Annotated in this window: 13 protein-coding genes, 1 tRNA gene and 1 pseudogene; 4 read left to right on the top strand and 11 right to left on the bottom strand. The window is 62.1% G+C overall.

Going from position 1 to position 19,420, the window contains the following annotated elements; translation table 11 throughout:
- Positions 1 to 2: 2 nt before the first annotated feature.
- The 6 genes and pseudogenes from NKJ04_RS16060 to NKJ04_RS16035 form a co-directional block, all read right to left on the bottom strand.
- The gene (locus tag NKJ04_RS16060) at positions 3 to 1,373 is read right to left on the bottom strand and encodes an alpha-glucosidase/alpha-galactosidase (protein ID WP_352676236.1); all 1,371 of its coding nucleotides are present in this window, start codon (positions 1,371 to 1,373) and stop codon (positions 3 to 5) included.
- Positions 1,374 to 1,392: 19 nt separating this feature from the next.
- The gene (locus NKJ04_RS16055) at positions 1,393 to 3,060 is read right to left on the bottom strand and encodes an ABC transporter ATP-binding protein (RefSeq protein WP_352676233.1); all 1,668 of its coding nucleotides are present in this window, start codon (positions 3,058 to 3,060) and stop codon (positions 1,393 to 1,395) included.
- 10 nt (positions 3,061 to 3,070) lie between these two features.
- Complete coding sequence (locus NKJ04_RS16050; protein ID WP_128302683.1) at positions 3,071 to 4,210, bottom strand: ABC transporter permease; 1,140 nt, start codon at positions 4,208 to 4,210, stop codon at positions 3,071 to 3,073.
- A 1-nt stretch (position 4,211) separates the two neighbouring features.
- Complete coding sequence (locus tag NKJ04_RS16045) at positions 4,212 to 5,219, bottom strand: ABC transporter permease (RefSeq protein ID WP_127296635.1); 1,008 nt, start codon at positions 5,217 to 5,219, stop codon at positions 4,212 to 4,214.
- Between the two features lie 111 nt (positions 5,220 to 5,330).
- Positions 5,331 to 7,414, bottom strand: a pseudogene (locus NKJ04_RS16040) (ABC transporter substrate-binding protein).
- A gap of 132 nt (positions 7,415 to 7,546) precedes the next feature.
- Positions 7,547 to 9,013 (bottom strand): alpha-glucosidase/alpha-galactosidase, encoded by a 1,467-nt coding sequence (locus tag NKJ04_RS16035; protein WP_352676229.1) that lies wholly within the window; start codon positions 9,011 to 9,013, stop codon positions 7,547 to 7,549.
- A 245-nt stretch (positions 9,014 to 9,258) separates the two neighbouring features.
- Between NKJ04_RS16035 and NKJ04_RS16030 the strand changes: the two genes are divergently transcribed.
- On the top strand, positions 9,259 to 10,134 hold the full coding sequence (locus tag NKJ04_RS16030) for an AraC family transcriptional regulator (protein ID WP_352676227.1): 876 nt from the start codon (positions 9,259 to 9,261) through the stop codon (positions 10,132 to 10,134).
- Positions 10,135 to 10,161: 27 nt separating this feature from the next.
- Here NKJ04_RS16030 and NKJ04_RS16025 read toward each other — a convergent pair whose 3' ends face one another.
- The 5 genes from NKJ04_RS16025 to NKJ04_RS16005 all read right to left on the bottom strand — a co-directional run bounded on the left by NKJ04_RS16025 (position 10,162) and on the right by NKJ04_RS16005 (position 16,443).
- The gene (locus NKJ04_RS16025) at positions 10,162 to 12,189 is read right to left on the bottom strand and encodes an aldo/keto reductase (protein ID WP_352676224.1); all 2,028 of its coding nucleotides are present in this window, start codon (positions 12,187 to 12,189) and stop codon (positions 10,162 to 10,164) included.
- A gap of 35 nt (positions 12,190 to 12,224) precedes the next feature.
- A complete protein-coding gene (locus NKJ04_RS16020; protein ID WP_023809270.1) occupies positions 12,225 to 13,319 on the bottom strand; it encodes an ABC transporter ATP-binding protein in 1,095 nt (364 codons plus the stop codon).
- Between the two features lie 8 nt (positions 13,320 to 13,327).
- Positions 13,328 to 14,164, bottom strand: coding sequence for a carbohydrate ABC transporter permease (locus NKJ04_RS16015; RefSeq protein ID WP_352553766.1), 837 nt, complete (start codon positions 14,162 to 14,164; stop codon positions 13,328 to 13,330).
- A complete protein-coding gene (locus tag NKJ04_RS16010; protein ID WP_352441091.1) occupies positions 14,161 to 15,021 on the bottom strand; it encodes a carbohydrate ABC transporter permease in 861 nt (286 codons plus the stop codon). Before NKJ04_RS16010 ends, NKJ04_RS16015 begins: the two co-directional genes overlap by 4 nt.
- Positions 15,022 to 15,171: 150 nt before the next feature.
- Positions 15,172 to 16,443, bottom strand: coding sequence for an extracellular solute-binding protein (locus tag NKJ04_RS16005; protein WP_023809274.1), 1,272 nt, complete (start codon positions 16,441 to 16,443; stop codon positions 15,172 to 15,174).
- A gap of 84 nt (positions 16,444 to 16,527) precedes the next feature.
- Between NKJ04_RS16005 and NKJ04_RS16000 the strand changes: the two genes are divergently transcribed.
- The 3 genes from NKJ04_RS16000 to NKJ04_RS15990 all read left to right on the top strand — a co-directional run bounded on the left by NKJ04_RS16000 (position 16,528) and on the right by NKJ04_RS15990 (position 19,341).
- Positions 16,528 to 17,421 (top strand): helix-turn-helix domain-containing protein, encoded by an 894-nt coding sequence (locus NKJ04_RS16000; protein WP_196815295.1) that lies wholly within the window; start codon positions 16,528 to 16,530, stop codon positions 17,419 to 17,421.
- Between the two features lie 321 nt (positions 17,422 to 17,742).
- Positions 17,743 to 17,818 (top strand) — tRNA-Phe (locus NKJ04_RS15995).
- A gap of 212 nt (positions 17,819 to 18,030) precedes the next feature.
- Complete coding sequence (locus tag NKJ04_RS15990; RefSeq protein WP_352487258.1) at positions 18,031 to 19,341, top strand: tyrosine-type recombinase/integrase; 1,311 nt, start codon at positions 18,031 to 18,033, stop codon at positions 19,339 to 19,341.
- The last annotated feature ends 79 nt before the right edge of the window (positions 19,342 to 19,420 follow it).

Genomic DNA, 19,420 nt, shown 5'->3' with positions numbered 1-19,420 from the left:
CGTCAGGCGGCTTCGATCTTGCGCCTCACACGCGCCCAGGCTGGCAGCCAGTCGCCGTGGGCGGCGAGGAGATCGTCGACCAGTGACCAGATCTGATCGAGATCGAGTTCGGCCGCAGTATGCGGATCCATCATCGCCGCATGGTAGATGTGCTCGCGGTTCTCCGTCATCAGCGCCCGCACCGTCAGTTCCTGCACGTTGATGTTGGTGCGGATCAGCGCGGTCAATTGCGGCGGCAGCTCGCCGATATAGGTCGGCTGGATGCCGGAGGCATCGACCAGGCACGGCACTTCGGCGGCACAGTCCCTGGGCAGCGAGGTGATGCAGCCATTGTTGCGGACGTTGCCGTAGATCACCGAAGGTTCGCCGGTCCAGACAGAATTCATGATCGAGGAGGCATATTCCCGGGACTGCTCGACCTCGATGCGGTCGGCCGAGCGATAGGCTTCCGCCTGCCCCTTCCAGCGCTCGATCTGCTCGATGCAGCGCTTGGGATATTCGTCCAGCGGGATGCCGTACTTCTCGATCAGGTCCGGGCGGCCTTCCTTGATGAAATAGGGCGTGTATTCGGCGAAATGTTCCGAGCTCTCGGTGACGAAATAGCCGAGCCTGGTCAGCATCTCGTAGCGCACCTTGTTGGGGCAGCGCGGGTTCCAGCCGGGCTTCGGCGCGCGGCCCTCGCGATAGGCGCGCACGAGATCGGGATAGAGGTCGCGGTAGGAACCGTCCGGCTGGCGATGCTCGAAGCTGAGATAGAAGGCCATGTGGTTGATGCCGGCCGAGCGATAGCGGATCTCTTCGTAGGGAAGGTCGAGATCGTGCGCCAGCTCCATTGCCGTGCCCTGCACGGAATGGCAGAGACCGACCTGCCTGATGTCAGGGTATTTCTCCGCTATCGCCCAGGTGTTGATCGCCATCGGGTTGACATATTGCAGCATGATCGCCTGCGGGCAGACGGCGAGCATGTCCTCGCAGATCTTCCACAGATGCGGCACGGTCCTCAAGCCGCGCATAATGCCGCCGACGCCGAGCGTGTCGGCGATCGTCTGGCGCAGGCCGTATTTCTTCGGCACTTCGAAGTCGGTGACCGTGCAGGGCTCGTAGCCGCCGATCTGGAAGGCGACGACGACGAAATCTGCGCCCGCCAGCGCCTTGCGCTGGTCCGAATGGGTCTCGGCCTTCGCCTTGACGCCGAGCGTCGCGATCAGCTTGTTGACGACGATGGCGCTCTCTTCCAGCCGCTGCGGATTGATGTCCATCAGCGCGATGGTCGCGCCGGAAAGCGACGGGCGCTGCAGCACGTCGCCGACAATGTTCTTCATGAACACCGTCGAGCCTGCGCCGATGAAAGTGATCTTGGGATTTCTTGCCATGCTAACCTCCGGCATATGTTCAGGCCACGTCGAAAGCGGCCCTGACGAGCCGTTCCGTGTAGGCGGTCTTGGGATTGGACAGGACGTCGTCGACGGGGCCCTGCTCGACGATCTTGCCGTTCTGCATGACGATCACGCGATGGCACAGTGCGCGCACCACCTTGAGGTCGTGCGAGATGAAGAGGTAGCTGAGGCCGCGCTCGTCCTGCAGCTTGCGCAACAGGTCGATGATCTGCGCCTGGACGGAGAGATCCAGCGCCGATGTCGGCTCGTCGAGCAGGATGAATTCGGGTTCGAGTGCGATGGCGCGGGCGATCGCGATGCGCTGGCGCTGGCCACCGGAGAATTCGTGCGGAAACCGTGACAGTATATCGCCCGGCATGCCGGCGCTGACCAGCGCGTCGCGCACCCGTTCGACCCGCTCGCGCCGCGTCGCCCCTATGCTGTTGACGATCAGCCCTTCCTCGATGATCTGGCCGATCGTCATGCGCGGGTTGAGCGAGGAGAACGGATCCTGGAAGACGATCTGCATGCGCGAGCGCAACGGCCGCATCTGCGCCCGCGACAGGCCGTGGATCGGCTTGCCGTCGAAACGGATCTCGCCGCGCTTGGCGTCGATCAACCTGAGCAGGGCCTGGCCGAAGGTGGTCTTGCCTGAACCGGACTCGCCGACCAGCCCCAGCGTCTCGTGGCGACAGAGTTTCAGGCCGAGATCGTCGACGGCGACCAGCTCTCGCCAGTCCGGTTTCAGGAAGGTGCCGTGGCGCAGCATGAATGAGACGCGCACGCCGCTGGCCTCCAGGATGGTGCCGCAGCCCTCCGGCAGCGGCTTCGGCTGCCCCTGCGGCTCGGAAGCCAGCAGCCGTCTCGTATAGGGGTGCTGTGGATTGGCGAACAGCCGTTCGGTGACGTTGTGCTCGCACATTTCGCCATGCTGCATGACATAAACGTAGTCGGAGAACTGGCGCACCACGGTCAGGTCGTGGGTGATCAGGATCACCGCCATGCGCAGTTCTTTTTGCAGGCTGCGGATCAGGTTCAGGATCTGCGCCTGGACGGTGACATCGAGCGCTGTGGTCGGCTCATCCGCGATCAGCACATCGGGATTGTTGGCCAGCGCCATGGCGATCATCACCCGCTGGCGTTGCCCGCCCGATAGCTGGTGCGGGTATTGCTTGAGCCGCGCGGCGGGATCGGGAATCTGCACATGCTGCAGAAGTTCCAGTGCGCGCGCCCAGGCCTGCTTGCGGCTGACTTTGCGATGCACCCGGATCGCCTCGACGATCTGGCTGCCGACCGTATAGATCGGGTTGAGCGAGCTCATCGGCTCCTGGAAGATCATCGAGATGCGGTTGCCGCGCAGCTTGCGCCGGGCGCTCTCGGGAAATTTCAGGATGTTTTGCCCGTCATAGCAGACGCTCGATCCGGGGGACACGGTGGCGCGCCGCGACAGAAGGCCCATGACGGTGCGCGCCGTCACCGACTTGCCCGAACCGGATTCGCCAACGATGGCGATCGTCTCGCCGCGATAGAGCTGAAACGAGATGTCCTTGACCGCGTCGACGACGCCATGCTCGACCTTGAAGGCCACGGCGACGTTGCGGGCGTCGATGATCGGCTGGCCCCGGCGTCCGTCATGGTCGTGACGGACGGTTGGTGCGAAGGATTCGGCGAGCGCGACGGACATCTCAGGCACCTCAATAAGGGTCGACGGCGTCGCGCAGGCCATCGCCCAGCGCGTTGAAGGCAAAGACGGTGACGAGCACGAAACCGACCGGCGACAGGATCCAGGGATAGGTGCCGATGACGGAATAGGTCGCGGTGTCCTGCAGCATCAGACCCCACGAGATCAGCGGCGGCTTGACGGCGAAGCCGAGGAAACCGAGGAAGGATTCGAGCAGCACCACCGTCGGGATCGCCAGCGTCACGGCGACAATCACATGGCTCATCACATTGGGGAAGATGTGCTGCATGATGATGCGACGGTCGGTGGCGCCGACCGCCATGGCGGCGCGCACATACTCGATCCGCGCCAGCGCCAAAGTCTTGCCGCGCACCTCGCGAGACATCTGCGCCCAACCCAAGGCCGACATGACGATGATGACGAAAGCGAGGAAGACGTTGGTGGGAGCGGTGACCGGGATCAGCGTCGTCAGCGCCAGATAGAGCGGCAGCTGCGGGAAGGCGAGCACCAGTTCGACGAAGCGCTGCATCCAGACATCGAACCTGCCGCCAAAATAGCCGGAGACCATGCCGACGGTGGTGCCGATGACGGTGATGATGAAGACGACCGTCAGCGCGATCATTAGCGAGACGCGCGAGCCATGGATGGCACGCGACAGCACGTCGCGGCCGAACTTGTCGGTGCCCAGGAAATGCACCGGCTGGCCGTCCAGCGAGCCGAACAGATGCCGGTCCGCCGGCAACAGCCCGAAGAGCTTGTAAGGCGCGCCATGCACGAAGAAACCAAGCAGCCTTGGATGATCGTAGTCGGGACCGACGACGGGCTGGAAAGTGACCGGATCGAGGTCCGCCGAATCGGCCAGCGCATAGACCCTCGGCCGCGCGACGAAACCGCCATCTCTGTCATGGAAAACAGGCACCTGCGGAGGCGCGAAGCCGACATCCGTCACCTTCGGGTCCATTGGCGCGATGAACTCGGCGAACACGGCCATCACCAGCAGCAGCACGACGAGCCAGAGCCCGGCCATGCCGGTCCAGGAGCGCTTCAGCCGGCGCCAGACAAGGGCGAGGTAGCTTTCGTTACCGCGCGCCGGTTTGGCTACGATGCGACCTTCGGCCGGCAGCGGTGGAGGGGATGGATCGCGCGCCAGCATCTCAGCGCTCCCCGAACTGGCGCACGCGCGGATCGAGCAGCACGAGCAGCATGTCGGCGATGATGTTGCCGACGATCAGCGTCGCCGACAGCACCATCATGAAGGTGGCGGTGACATAGACATCGCCGACAGCCATGGAGCCGACGATCGCCGGGCCGACAGTCGGCAGCGCGAAGATGATCGCCGTCTCGATTTCGCCGGTCAACATGTAAGGCAGCACCACACCCTGATACATGATGAGCGGGTGCAGTGCGTTAGGCACGGCGTGGCGCATGACGACGGCGGCGCCGGTCAGCCCCTTGGCCCTTGCCGTCTCGACATATTGCGCGTTCAGCGTATCGAGCAGATTGCCGCGCATGACGCGCATATTGTAGGCGAGCCCGCCGAAAGTCGCGATCGCCACCACCGGCCAGACATGCTTGACCAGATCGACGAATTTGGCCCACGACCACGGCGCGCCCCCATATTGCGGCGAGAAGAATGAGCCGATCTCCGACACGTTGAATTGGAAGACCAGGAGATAGACGATGATCAACGCCATCAGGAAGCGCGGCACCGTCATGCCGAGGAAGGAGATGGCCGACAGCGCCGAGTCGATCCAGGTGTATTGCCGGGTCGCCGCCCATATGCCGAATGTTATGCCCAGCACCGAAGCCAGCAGATGGCAGACCAGCGCCAGGAGAAGCGTGCGCGGCAGGCGCTCGCCGACCACGTCGGCGACCGGTTTGTTGTAATAGAGGCTGTAGCCGAAATCGCCTCGGGTGACGATGCCGCCGATCCAGTTGAGATACTGGAGGGGAAGCGGCTTATCGAGACCATGCTCGATGCGGTAGGCCTTTGCCTGCGCGTCGGCCTCGGCGAAGGAGGCTCCACCCTGGTTGATCGCCTGCGAGCGGATGTAGTCGGCATAATCGCCCGGCGGCGCCTGGATGATGGCAAATGTGGCCAGGCTCAAAATGGCGAGGACCGGGATTGCCGACGCTATTCGCGTGAGCAGGAATCGCAGCATGGACGGTTCGTTTCCTCGTCTCGCCGATCGCGCCCTTGGTTGCGTCCGGAGGTTGGTTTGTCCGGCCGCGCCAGCGGCGCGGCCGGAGGTCTCTCAGTCAGGGAGGTAAACCTAATTCATCGGCCCCTTCTCTCCGGGTTTGCCGGGCAGTTCTTGCGGGAACAATTCGTATTTCGCCTGCTTGTCGGCCGCGACAAAGACCCGTTCGCGGATGATCGAATCCTCGGCCCAGTTGAACATGAAGATCGGCGTGCCCTGTGGGATGTTCGAGAAACGCTTGTTGACGATCAGCGCGCCGGGATACTCCGTCAGGCCGACATTGTAGACGTGCTCCGTCGAGATCTTCTGGAATTGTTTCATCAGGCTGGCGCGCTGGTCATTGTCCTGGGTGGAGACGAACTTGTTGACGATGTCGACGAGGTCCTTTTCGAACGGCATCACATCGACCTCGCCGTTCTCCGGCGCACGATGGTCCCAGCTGGTGCGCGGACCGACCGGGGCAAGCTGCACGGTGTTCTGCACCACCGACGTCAGTTCCTGTTCGTTGCGACGGACCAGCCAATCGAAGCGGCCGGAATATTGCGAAGCGTCGCGTTGGGTCCCGTTGAGGCCGTTGAGCACGACCCGAAGCCCGAGCTTTTCCATCTGGGCGACGACGCCTTCGGCAAGGCTCTTGTCGGTCGTGTAGTCGTTGTTGACCAGCATCACGATCTCGACATTCTTGCCGCCGGCGGTGCCGGAAGGGAAATTCACGAAGCCGTCGCCGTCCGTATCCGTGAGGCCGGCCTTGGCGAGTTCGGCCTTGGCGCCCTCGAGGTCGAAGGGGTAGTAGACCGTCGAAGCGCGGTCGTAGAAGCTGGTTCCTGACGACAGGCCGCCGGGATAGATGGCGGTGAACGGTCCCTTGACCAGCGAGTCGCCGAGCGCCTTGCGGTCGAGCGCCATGGTGACGGCCTTGCGGAAATCCTCGTTGCGGTTCAACTCGCGGATCGCCTGGCCGCGTTCGTCCGGATTGCCCCAGCCATTGGCAGAAAAATTAAAGCGCAGATTGTAGCCGATGAGCCGCGGGCCGAAAGCAAGACGGGCCGGCGCGTTCGCCTCTGCCGCACGCTTCAGCGAGGCGACGAAGTTTTCCGGCTGCTCCAAATTGGAAAAATCGGCCGCGCCGGCCACCGCCTGGACATCGCGGTCGGCCCAGGTCGACAGCTTGTAGTGCAGTTCGTTGAGATAGGGCAGTTGATTGCCCTTTTCGTCGACCTTCCAGTAATAGGGATTGCGGCGCATGACGATGATGTCGTCCGGCCGGTATTCGACCGGCACCCAGCCACCCATCACCGGCATGTTCATGAATTCCGGCGGGAAGGCATTTTTGAACTGATCATAGGTATTCTTCGAGTATTTCGGATGCTGCGGCTTCAGGATGTGCGCGGGGCCCGGACAGAAGGTGCCGTAGGCCATGGCGTACAGGTACTGCTTCGGGAAGGCATCCTTGAAGGTCCATTCGATGGTGTAGTCGTCGATCTTCTTCAGCGTCGTGCCGACGCCGAAGGTTTCCGGCGTCGCACCGTTCAGCGGCGAGACGTTAGGATCGACCACCTCGTCGTCCCAGTAGAACATGACGTCGTCGGCATTGAAGGCACGCCGTCCGACCACTTCGCTCCTTCGATGAGGTGCATGGTCAGCCTGTGGCCATCGCTCGACCAATCCCAGCTCCTGGCCAGGTTCGGCAGCGGCTCGGTGTCCTTGGCCTCGACCTGGAACAGCGGGGCGGTGCGCGTCAGGCATTCGGAGAGGCCGATGTCGATGCCGCCCCAGCCTTGCGTCTGACCGGCGCCGTAGTTCCAGCCTTCCGGCCGCCCGCCGATGACGTGGCGCATCGTATCGCCATAGACGCCGATGCCGTCCTGCATGTTGCCCGTCTTGTAGACCAGCGGATCTTTCGGCAGCCTGTCTTTCACCGGCGGCAGCTTGCCGGTCTTGACGTATTTCTCGGTGACCCAGTCGGGCTCGTGATATTCGGGAAGCGCCTTGAACTCCAGGATCGAGTCTCGCGCGACATAGTTGATCTTGCCCTCGGCGGGAAACGGTGTCGGCGCCGGCGGAACCGTCGGCTCGGAAGCGTAAGCACTGAGTGCCGAGACCGAGACGCTCAGCGTCAGTCCGGCAGCAAGGCCGATATTGCGTAAATTCCTCACGGTCTCTCTCCCTCTTGTTTGTCCGGAGCGTTTGCACCCGCTCCGCCTCTCCTCGAATTCAAACGGCTTCGTGGCAATGAATCCGCCTCCCATGGATCCACCATCACCGCATGAATTTTCAGCCGGCCCGCCTCAGCCGGCTTGCTTCAGCGCGGCTTTTTCGGCGCGCAATTCCTCGATCGAGCGAACGCTGCGCCGTGCGGCGCCCGCCCACTCGCGGGTCTTCACCTGAGATGTCGACAGCCGCTCCCTGGCGGCCGGAACCGCATGGGCATATTGCGGCAGCCAGGCTGCCTGGGCGACGACCATTTCGTCGACCATCTGCCAGACCTCCTCCGGCGTCGAAACCGCGCCGACCAATGGGTCATGCAGCACGGCGAGCTTCAGAAGATCGATCTCGCCTGATATCGCGGCATGCACCGACATGCGCTGGACGTTGATCGAAGCGATGCAGGTGGCGGCGCAGGCTTCCGGCAACGTGATGCCGGCGGCCATGTTGATGCCAAAACGGTCGACGAAGCCCGGCGACTCGATGATGGCGTCCTGCGGCAGGTTGGTAATCACGCCATTGTTCTTGACGTTGAAGTGGCCGCGATAGACCCGGTTGGTCTCCAGCGCCTCCAATATGTGGCTGGCATGCTCGTTGGAGCGCTTCTCCCGGTCGATCGGCTTGGACGCCGCTTCGAGGAACTGCGGATATTCCGTCTCGAACCAGTTGCGGGTTTCGGTGGAGTAACGGAGATAGCCGCCAGTCTCGCCATGGATCCAGTCGGACATATCGATCCAGCGCGTGATCTCGTCGGGACGTTTGCGGTACCAGGGCAGATATTCGGAAAGATGGCCGTTGCTTTCGGTCGAATAGACGCCGAAGCGCTTCAGGACATCGATGCGCAGTTTCTCCTGCCTGGAATAGACGGGATGCGCCTCGAAGGCAGCCACCAGTTCGTCCTTGCCGATGGAGCGGCCGTTCAGGCGCAGGCCGATGAACCAGGTCTGGTGGTTGATGCCGGAACAGACATAGTCGAGCTCCTGCGTGGACTTGGCGCCAAGCACCTCGGCGATCTGCTCGGCGCCGTGCTGGACGCCGTGGCAGAGCCCAACAGTGTCGACCTTGCCGTATTCGATCGCCGCCCAGGTGTTCATCGCCATCGGGTTGGCGTAGTTCAGGAACTTGACGTTCGTCTCGGCGACCTCGCGCATGTCCTTGCAGAAATCCAGGATCACCGGGATGTTGCGCTGGCCATAGAGAATGCCGCCGGCACAGATCGTGTCGCCGACGCATTGGTCGATGCCATATTTCAGGGGAATGCGGATATCGTCGGCATAGGCTTCGAGACCGCCGACCCGCACGCAGCTGATGACGTAGCGAGCGCCTTCGAGAGCCTGGCGGCGGTCGGTCGTCGCCGTCACCCTGGTCGGCAATCTGTTTGCCTCGACGATCTTGTCGAGGATCGCCTTGATCATCTGAAGGTTGTGCTCGCTGACATCGGTCAGCGCGAATTCGATGTCCTCGAATTCGGGCACGCACAGGATGTCGGTGAACAATTTCTTGGTGAAGCCGACGCTGCCCGCGCCGATGATAGCGATTTTGAAACTCATCAGCCGCACCTCATTCCACTTCGAATTGCAGGCAAGGAATGACAATGGGAAGCTGTAGCCACATGCCGACATGTATGCAGGACAAGCCGGAATCGGGCTCGCCAACCTCCCCGTCCGCTCCTCGACTGCGGATCTCTCTCGCTTTTCGACGGGGATTATGCGCTTATTCGCGAGCGCGACCAGAGAAGGATTATGCTTTCGGGGGTAATTTTGTGCTGCAGGATTTGATACAAAACGGACAGTCCATGCGCACGATCTCGCTGCCGCGCGGCCGCCAGCGCCTGCATGCCATGCCGACGAGCACGGGCTATGAAGTGCGCGAGGACGAGATCTACGACTGGGATGGGCGAAAGCGCGGCCAGACGCCGTTCACCGTGCTCCAGCACACGATCAGCGGGACTGGCCGGCTGCGCTACGAGAACCGCAATTACCGCCTGCAGAAGAACGACACATTGCTGGTGCTGGTGCCGCACAACCACCGCTACTGGCTGGCTGAGGACGAGCGCTGGGAGTATTTCTGGATTTCGATGAACGGCGAGGAGGCGTTGCGCATTCACAAGTCGATCCTCAGCGTCTCGGGTCCTGTATTTCGGCTGCAGCCGGCGACGATCGATCATCTTGCCGATTGCAGCCTGCGCCTGATCAAAGGCGCCGCTTCGCCGGGTGCTGCTTCGGCGGTCGCCTACGAGGCTGCGATGGCGCTCTATGACGATGTCTTCGGCTCCCATGCCTTTGCCGAAAAACAGAGCGCCATGCAGCCGGTCATCGATCACATCAACGCAAATCTCGACAAGCCGCTGCCGGTGGCGGACCTTGTCCAGATCAGCGGCCTCAGCCGGGCCCATTTCTCACGCTGTTTTGCTGAAAGCGAAGGCTTGCCGCCTGCCGAGTTCGTGCTGCAGCAGCGTCTGCAACGCGCGGCGAAGCTGCTGACCAAGGCGGATTTTCTGCCGGTGAAGGAGGTCGCCATCCTGTGCGGCTTCGAGGACGCGAACTATTTTTCGAAGGTCTTCCGCCGCTGCTACGGCATCACGCCGAGCCAATTCCGCACCACAGGCATGTACGCCAATTTGCGGACTCCGGCCAGGCGTGGCGTCAGGGCGCCTGATGACGAGACCTGACGCCGCGACCGTTAAGCCGGCAGCCAGCTAGGCAGCGCGCAGACTGCCGCCATCCAGCCATTCGAGATCGGCTTGCGAAAGCGTGATGTCGAGAGCGCGCAGGCTGTCGTCCAACTCATCCAGCGTGCGTGGCCCGATCAGCGGGATGGATGGGAAGGGCTGAGCGAGCACATAGGCCAGCGCAATATGGATCGGGCTCTTGCCCAGTCTCGCGGCAAGTTCGATCGCCCGGTCGCGGCGGCCGAAATTCCGCTCGGAGTACCAGACCCGCACCAGCTCCTCATTGTCTTGCTTGTCCCGACCTGCGCGATCGGTGAAGAAGCCGCGCCCCTGGCTCGACCAGGCGAAATTCGGCATCTGCCTGGATGTCAGCCAGGCCTTCCATGCATCCGTGGAGGACGTGACGCAGCCTGCCCAGATCGGCTCCAGCATTTCAGCCAGCGAGAAATTGTTGGACAGCGCGCCGGGCTTTTGCTTGCCGGTGCGTTCGGCATAGGCAATCGCCTCATCCATGCGTTCCATCGTCCAGTTCGAGCCGCCGAACGGGCCGCGGATGCGGCTTGCCTTCACCTCACGATCCATCGCATCGACGAATTCGCCGACCGGCACATCCGGATTGTCGCGGTGCATGAAGTAGACATCGACATGGTCGGTCTGCAGGCGTTCGAGCGACTGGTCGAGCTGCTTGCCGATCACATCGGGATAGCACAGCGGCGAGTGCGCGCCCTTGGCGATGACCACCGATTGCGCGCGTACGCCACGGTTTTTCAACCACTCGCCAAGCAGCTTCTCGGTATAGCCGCCGCCATAGACATAGCCGGTATCGAAAAGATTGCCGCCGGCCTCGAAAAAGGCATCGAGCAGGATCGAGCCTGAGGAAAAGGTACGGAAATCCTCGAAGCCGAGCGCCACCACCGATGCCGGCTTCGACAGGCCAGGAATGGTGCGCTTGGCGATCGCCGTGCCGCCGGACCGCAAAGGCCGGCCGGAGATGGTATTGATGCGTTGCTGGGCCTTCTCGATCCCGTATTCGAGGCCGGCGGCCGCCCGCCATTTGTCCAGTACACGCAAGGTGCCGAGGCTTTCCGCCCATGCCATGCCGGGCCAGGCGAATTCTTGGCCGCCGGCGCGGATGGCCTCACCGGCTGCGTCGACCTCGAAGGAATAGACATGACGCTTCTCGTTGACGCTGATGGTCTCGCGCGTGCCATCGGATGCGATGACGTCGATCCGGCCGAGACCAACGTCGCGGTTGCCGCCGGCGAACCAGAAGTCCGGCACCTCGATGCGGCCTTTGGTGCCGAGGATGCGCAGAACATTGTCCTGGTTAAGCGAGATGCTGCAGGAGACTTCGGCGACAATGCCACCCGGGAAATGCAGCAGCGCCGAGGCCCATTCGTCGACGCCGGACTGGCCAAGATGGGCAGTACCGACCACCTTGTCAGGCTCGGCGAAGGGTTTTCCGGCCGCGGCGCCGGCAATCAACCGCACCATCGAGACGGGATAGCCGCCGACGTCAAGAATGCCGCCGCCGGCGAGATCGTTGGCGTAGAGCCGGTGCTCCGGCATGAAGCGCGGCATCGCAAAACCAAAGCTCGACTTGATCATTCTGATCTCGCCGATGACGCCCGATCTGATCAGTTCCACCAGCTTCAGCGTCTGCGGATGCAGCCGGTACATGAAGGCTTCGCCGAGAAACGTGCCGGCCTTGCGCGCGGCATGCATCATGGCGTCGGCCTCGAAGGCGGTCAGCGCCAGCGGCTTTTCGCACAGCACATGCTTTCCTGCCTCGGCCGCCTTGATCGCCCATTGCGCATGGCCGGGATGCGGTATCGAAATGTAGACGGCATCGATTTCGGGATCAGCAAGCAGCGCATCGTAGCCATCGACGATGCGGGCGCCGGGGAAACTCTCGGCGAGGCCGGGCTTGGCGGGATTGCGGGCACCGATGGCGACCAGCTTTCCGGTGCGCGAATCGGCCACGCCACCGGCAAAGGACTGGGCGATGCTGCCCGGTCCGAGGATGCCCCAGCGAATGGGCGTGGTTGCGGTCATTGTCATTCTCCTTGAAGGCTGGAAACGGCGGCCGGTCAGCGCAGCCGCAGTCCTTTTTCGTCGAACAGGTAGGATTTGCGGATGGAAACGGTGATCTCTGATGTGTCGGGGACCTTTGTCGCGTCGCGCTGGATCACCACGTCGTCACCATTGGCCGTTCTTGCGTAGAGGAAACTTGTGCCGCCCAGGTGCTCGACCACGTCGATGGCAACCACAAGGTCGGCGTCGCCCTCTCCGGCATTGCCGAAATGTTCGGGCCGCACGCCGACAATGACCTTGCTGCCGATTTTTGGGCTGCCCATTTCGGGTGCAGCGCCGGTCAGCGGTTGCGTGATGCGGGTCTTCTCCTGACCCGCCAGATCGACCACCACGCCACCCGCATCGTGCCCGACAACCCGGCCCTTGATGAAGTTCATCTTCGGCGACCCGACAAAGCCCGCAACGAACTGATTGTCGGGGTTGTCATAGAGATCGAGCGGCCGGCCGATCTGCTCGATATGGCCGGCGCGCATCACGACGATCCTGTCGGCGAGCGTCATCGCCTCGGTCTGGTCGTGCGTGACATAGATCATTGTCGTGCCGAGTTCCTTGTGCAGCCGGGAGATCTCGACGCGCATCTGGACGCGCAATTCGGCGTCGAGGTTGGAGAGCGGCTCGTCGAACAGGAACACCTGCGGTTCGCGCACGATGGCGCGGCCGATGGCGACGCGCTGGCGCTGTCCGCCGGAGAGTTTTTTCGGGCGCCTGTCCATCAATTCGCTGATGCGCAGGATCTCGGCCGCCCGCTTCACCCGCCGTTCGGTGTCGGCCTTTGGATTGCCGGTCATGCGCAAGCCGAAAGAGAGGTTCTGTTCGACGCTCATATGCGGATAGAGCGCGTAGGACTGGAAGACCATGGCGATGCCGCGGTCGGCCGGCTCGACATCGTTGACCACCTTGCCGCCGATGGCGATCTCGCCGCCGCTAATGTCCTCGAGCCCGGCGATCATCCTGAGCAGCGTCGATTTTCCGCAGCCGGAGGGGCCGACGAAGACGACGAACTCGCCGTCCTTGATGTCGATGCTCGCGCCATGGACGACCTCGAAGACGCCGAAGCGCTTGACGACACTGTTAAGCGTGACCGTTGCCATGCTGCCCCTTACTTGACCGCGCCGGCGGCGATGCCGGCGATGAAATGGCGCTGCAGCAGCACGAAGACGACGAGCATCGGCACCGTCAGCATCACCGCACCCGCCATGATGCCGCCCCATGACACCTTGGTGAGGCCGATCAGCGTGCCGAGCGCTACGGGTGCTGTCATCGAACCCGGCTGGCTGTTGATCAAAAGCGGCCACAGATAATTGTTCCAGGAGGCGAGGAACAGGATGATGGCGAGTGCGGCCAGCATCGGCCGCGCCAAAGGCAGCGCGACGAAGAGGAAGATGCGCCATTCCTTGACGCCCTCGACGCGCGCCGCATCGAAGAGATCGTCCGGCATCATCGAAAAACTCTGCCGCATGAACAGCACGCCGAGCGAATTGAACAGCGGCGGGACGATCAGCGCCACCCAGGTGTTGGCGAGCTTGAAGTCGCGCGCCACCATGATGAATTGCGGGATCAGCACGACCGCATAGGGCAGCGTTATGGTGCCGAGGATGATGGCGACAACCACGCCCTTGCCGAAGAACTGGTAGCGGGCCAGCGCCCAGCCGGCCATCGACGTCAGCAGCACCGACAGGAATGTGTAGGTCACCGCCACCGAGACCGAAATGCCTATGGCGCCGACGAAGTTCGTGTCACGCTGCAGATTGTTGAAATTGTCGATGAAATTGCCGTGCGGCAAAAGCTCGATGCCGGGGCTGAAGATGCCGTTGTCCGGCATGGTCGAGAACACGACCATCATCCACAGCGGAAACAGCCAGATCAGCGCCAGCGGCGTCAGGAACAGATGCAGAGCGATGCTGCGTCCCAATCTGGCTGCGGAGCGCGAACTCATTTCGGTTCCCTCGTCAGCCACAGCTGCGCCAGCGTGATGGCGATCGCCAGCCCGGCCATGGTGTAGGCGACGGCCGAGGCGTAGCCGAAATTGAGCGACCGAAAGCCCTGGCGGTAAAGCAGCAGGCCAAGCGTCTCGGTGCCGCCGCCCGGCCCGCCGCGCTCGGTGATCAGGAAGGGCTCGGTGAACAGCTGCATGGTGCCGATGATCGACAGCACGAGGCAGAACACGATGACCGGCTTGAGCAACGGCAGGGTGATGTAGAAGAACTGCTTGAGCTTGCTGACGCGGTCGAGCGTCGCCGCCTCGTAGACATCTTCGGGAATGGACTGCATGCCGGCGAGCAGGATGATGGCGTTGTAACCGGCCCAGCGCCAGGTCACCGCGATCATGATCAGCGCCATCGCCGGAGTGACGTTGGAAAACCAGTCGACCTTGGGCAGGCCGATGCTGTTCAGGAGCTTGTTGATGATGCCGAAATCGAGGTTGAACATCAGCCGGAACACCGCCGAATAGGCAACTTCGCCGACCACCACGGGGGCGAAGAAGGCAAAGCGGTAGAGGCCGCGCGCCTTCAAGAGCGGCGAGTTCAAAAGCACCGCCATGACGAGCGCCAGCGAGATCATCACCGGCACCTGGATGACCAGGATGAGCAGCGTGTTCTTCAGGGCGTTGAAGAAGGCCGGATCGCCGATCAACCGGCCCCAGTTGAAGCCGGGCGCGAACCGCCACGGCACGGTACGCGTCGCCTGGAAGGAAATCATGAAGGAGCTGATGATCGGCCATACCCAGAAGATCGCGAAGATCAGCAGATAGGGCGTGAGGAAGCGATAGGCCGTGGCGTTGCGATTGCGCATCTTCCTCCTCCTTCATTTCGTTGCCGCTTCGGCCATGGCCCGCAGCAGCGGAGCCGGTTTGCCAGCAAATACAGGTCCCGTGGGAGAACCCCACAGGCCGCGACCAGGTCCGGGCGGCGCAAACGCCTGTCCCGGACCCGGCTTGGGAGGTTATGACTTGACGGGCAGTCCGGTTGCCGCCGCGATCTGGCTTGCGGCATCGTCGAGTGCCGTCTTGGCGTCGGGGTAGCCGCCGGCCAGATACTTGGTCTGCACGGCGCGGACGATGATTTCGGCGTCGCTCTGGAACTGCGTGCCGCGGCTCGGAACAACCTTCGGCAAGGTGCCGAGAATGTCCTTCCACACCGCCTGGCCGCCCCAATAAGGCAGGCCTTGCGCGACATAGGGATCGTCAAGCGCCGAGATCAGGGACGGCACCAGGCCGAACTCCTTCAGCATCGTGATCTGGCCTTCATTGGTTCCGAGCGTGTATTTCAGATAGGCGTAGGCGGCCTCCTTGTTCTTCGACGCCGAGGTGATAGCCAGTGAGGAACCGCCGAGATTGGCGGCGCGCGGCCCGTCGGCGGTGAGGCTCGGCATCAGATAGACGCCCCATTTGCCGTTTTCACCGGCAGATTCGGTGCGAATGGTGCCCTCATACCAGCCGCCATAGATCTGGGTGGCGACGGTGCCGGCGGTGTTGTTGGTGATCTTGGTGCCCCAGTCGGCCGACGAGATGATGCCGGCGTCCTTCATCTCCTTGACCTTGGTCATGGCATCGACGCATTTGGGCTGGTTGACCGTGATCGATTGTCCGTCCTCGGAGAAATAGGCGCAGCCCTGTTCGTTGGAGATCATGCGGAAGAATTCCGAGTCACCGTTGAAATCGGCATTGGTCATCGAGACGCCTGGGTTGGCGGCCTGGATTTTCTTGCCGGCGGCGATGAAATCATCCCAGGTCTTGATCGAAGTCGGATCGACGCCGGCCTTTTCGTAGAAGTCGCGGCGATAAAAGGCGGCCACCGGGCCGGAATCCCACGGCATTGCGTAGGCCTTGTCGCCCACTTCCAGCTCGGTGCGCTTGAAATCGGGGAACTTTTTCTGGTCGTCGGCTGTGTAGCCCAGCGTATGCAGGTCGACGAAGCAGTCGGGGAACTGGCTCCAGTAATTCTCGGCCTCACCGTTCTCGACGGTGACGATGTCGGGCAGGCCTACGCCGCCGGCGGCGCAGCCGGCGATCGACTTGTCGTAGGTTGGCTGGTTGCCGAGATCCTGGACCGTGACCTTGACGTCGGGAAATTGCTTGTTAAAGCCGGCAATGGTCGCCTTCAGCGATGAAGCCGCGACATTCCAGCTCCAGATGGTGATTTCGCCGGATTGCGCGAAGGCCGGGGCTGAGCCCAGGGCAAGCGCGAGCGCGGCGCAGGTCATTGTGATGCGCATTGAAATCCTCCCATTCATTTGCTCTCTCACTGTGAGCGTGGCTAGACTATGCAGTGGGCAAGGCCTGTCGCCGTCAAAGGGAATATGAAATTGGCGGAAAGTAAGATGCCTGAACGGCCGTTCTACCAGCCTGGGGCCAGCAGCGTGGAAGGCCTGCCGCTGCTCCTGCAGATGTTTCACACCAATCCGCTGGTGATGCTCAAGCCGCACTGGCACGCCCAGGTCGAGGTTAATTTCATCGTGCGCGGCAGCGTGCATTACCTCATGAACGACCACGAGATTTCGCTTTCGGCCGGCGAGATGTGCCTGTTCTGGGGTGGCCTGCCGCACCAGATGGACGATTTGTCCGACGACGCCATCTATGCCGGGGCGCATCTGCCACTGGTGCACTTCTTCCGGCTGCACCTGCCCACCGATATAAGGCACCGGCTGATGACCGGCGCGACACTGGTGACATCAGCCACCGACCAGTCCGACAACCATAATTTCGAGCGCTGGAACCGCTACGCCCGGTCCGGCGACCAGGCCAAGGCCGAACATGCCGTCAACGAATTGCTGCTGCGGCTGGAGCGGGTGCGGTTCGAGCCCTACCGGCTGGTATCCGCAACTCCGACCGACCAGGAAACAGGCAGCCCCTTCGACCAGCAATCGTCGCGCAATGTCGGACGCATGTGCGATTTCATCGCCGAAAACTTCCTCTACGACATCGATTGCGTGAACATCGCGGCGGCCGCCGACATCCATCCCAAATATGCCATGAGCCTGTTCAAGAAATCCACCGGCATGACGCTCAACGAGTATGTGAATCTGTTGCGGCTGAGCTATGCGCAGGCGCTTTTGATGCATCAGGACGCCAATGTGCTGCGCGTCGCCATGGATTCAGGCTTCGGCTCGCTCAGCGCCTTCAACAAGTCGTTCCGCAAGCTCGCCGGCATGTCGCCCTCCGATTTTCGCCGCGGCGTGACCGGCGTCAGATAGGCGGCGGCGACCAGTGGCGCGTCTGAGCCGCAAATGCATTGGTGCGCCTCGATCGCCGGCTAAAGGCAGTGCCACGGCATGTCAGCCGGCAATAGCGGCACGGACAGGGATGGCGAAGGCCGCATCGTGCCATGCCGTGCCCGATTCCGGCCTGCAAGCGGCATGGAAACCGGGGCACCGCACGGCATCGCTTTTCCTGCCCGAAATCGCCCACTAGGCGCTGGACAGGCCGAATTCCCGTGCTATAACCCACGCGCTTTCAAGGGGCGCCCACGGCGCCTCGATGAAATCCGGTCAACGCGTTTTCGTTTGCCGGAACAGGCCCAGATAGCTCAGTTGGTAGAGCAGCGGACTGAAAATCCGCGTGTCGGTGGTTCGAATCCGCCTCTGGGCACCATCCCCTCTTCTCCCGACACTCCGTTAAGCCGAACCTTCTACGCTGCAGCTTCTGCAAGCCACTGGAATTGTTGATCTTTTTCCGTCGCATTGCGCAATTAAGCGGGACAGAGAGCGCTTCGGGCGCATTTGGTCCAACGAGGCGGGGGGATGGTATTTCCGTTGGTATTCGACATCCTGATGGTATCGAAACAGCCAAGGGAGACCTGACGAATGGCCCTATCCGACGTGAAATGTCGAAACGCCCGCCCTGCTTCCAAACTCGTGAAATTGTCTGACGGGGGCGGGCTGCAGCTATGGGTACAGCCCACGGGCTCTCGCCTCTGGCGGCTCGCCTACCGCTTTGACGGCAAGCAGAAACTGCTCGCGCTGGGGAGCTATCCGCTTATCTCTCTCGCCGAGGCACGGGAGGCGCGCGATGATGCTAAAAGGCTCCTGCTAGCTGGCGTCGACCCTGGAAAGGAACGCAGCTTGCGGAAGGCCGATTCGGCAAAAGACTCCTTTCGCTCAATCGCGGACGAATATGTTGACAAGCTGAAGAAGGAGGGACGTGCCGTCCGGACGATCAGCAAGGTCAAATGGCTGCTCGACTTTGCCTATCCGATAATCGGCGATAAGTGCATTCGGAAGATCGATCCGGCTATCATCCTTACCGCCCTCCGTCGCGTCGAGGTTCGCGGTCGATACGAGTCGGCCAGGCGACTGCGCTCCACCATCGGCAGCGTGTTTCGATACGCAATCGCGACCGCACGCGCCGAGACAGATCCGACCTTCGCCCTCAGAGGCGCACTCATCAGTCCGAAGGTAACGTCTCGCGCCGCGATTACCGATCCGAAGGCCTTGGGCGGTTTGCTGAGGGGGATCGATGCATTTGATGGACAGCCTACAACCCGAGCCGGTCTAAAGCTGATAGCGCTGCTGTTTCCCCGCCCCGGCGAGCTTCGCGCCGCTGAATGGGAAGAGTTCGATTTTGAAAGCTCGGTGTGGACGATCCCTGAAGCACGCATGAAAATGCGACGGCCGCACCGCGTACCCCTATCAAAGCAAGCGATCAGCGTCCTGACTTCACTGAGAGAAATCTCTGGTGATGGATCGCTGCTGTTTCCTAGTGTTCGGTCGGCTTCGCGTCCGATTTCCGACAATACGCTTAACGCCGCACTGCGTCGTATGGGTTACGGCAAGGAAGAAGCTACCGCGCATGGTTTTCGAGCAACGGCATCAACTCTGCTGAACGAATGCGGCAAGTGGCATCCGGACGCCATAGAGCGGCAGCTGGCCCACATTGAGAATAACGACGTTCGGCGCGCCTACGCCCGGGCAGAGCACTGGGACGAGCGCGTCGAGATGATGCAGTGGTGGGCCGATTATCTGGATGAACTCAAGAGCAAAAACCCGCGGGTGATCTCAATCGATGGACGCCGCAAGCCTGCTGTCCATACACCAACGCGACCATCCACTTTGAACCCAACAGCGGTCGTTCATCAAACGCCGATACAAATCTCCAACCGCCGGAAATCATACTGACCGTCGAAAACCGCCGCAACTCGAATTCAATAAGGATGACGGTGTTCGGGCCGAGAAGACTGGCCGCTCTTGGGCAGCA

It is taken from the genome of Mesorhizobium sp. M0618 (assembly GCF_040320765.1).
Taxonomy (GTDB): domain Bacteria; phylum Pseudomonadota; class Alphaproteobacteria; order Rhizobiales; family Rhizobiaceae; genus Mesorhizobium.
Note: the sequence above shows the minus strand (reverse complement) of the source record. Positions and strands in the feature narration are given on the sequence as shown.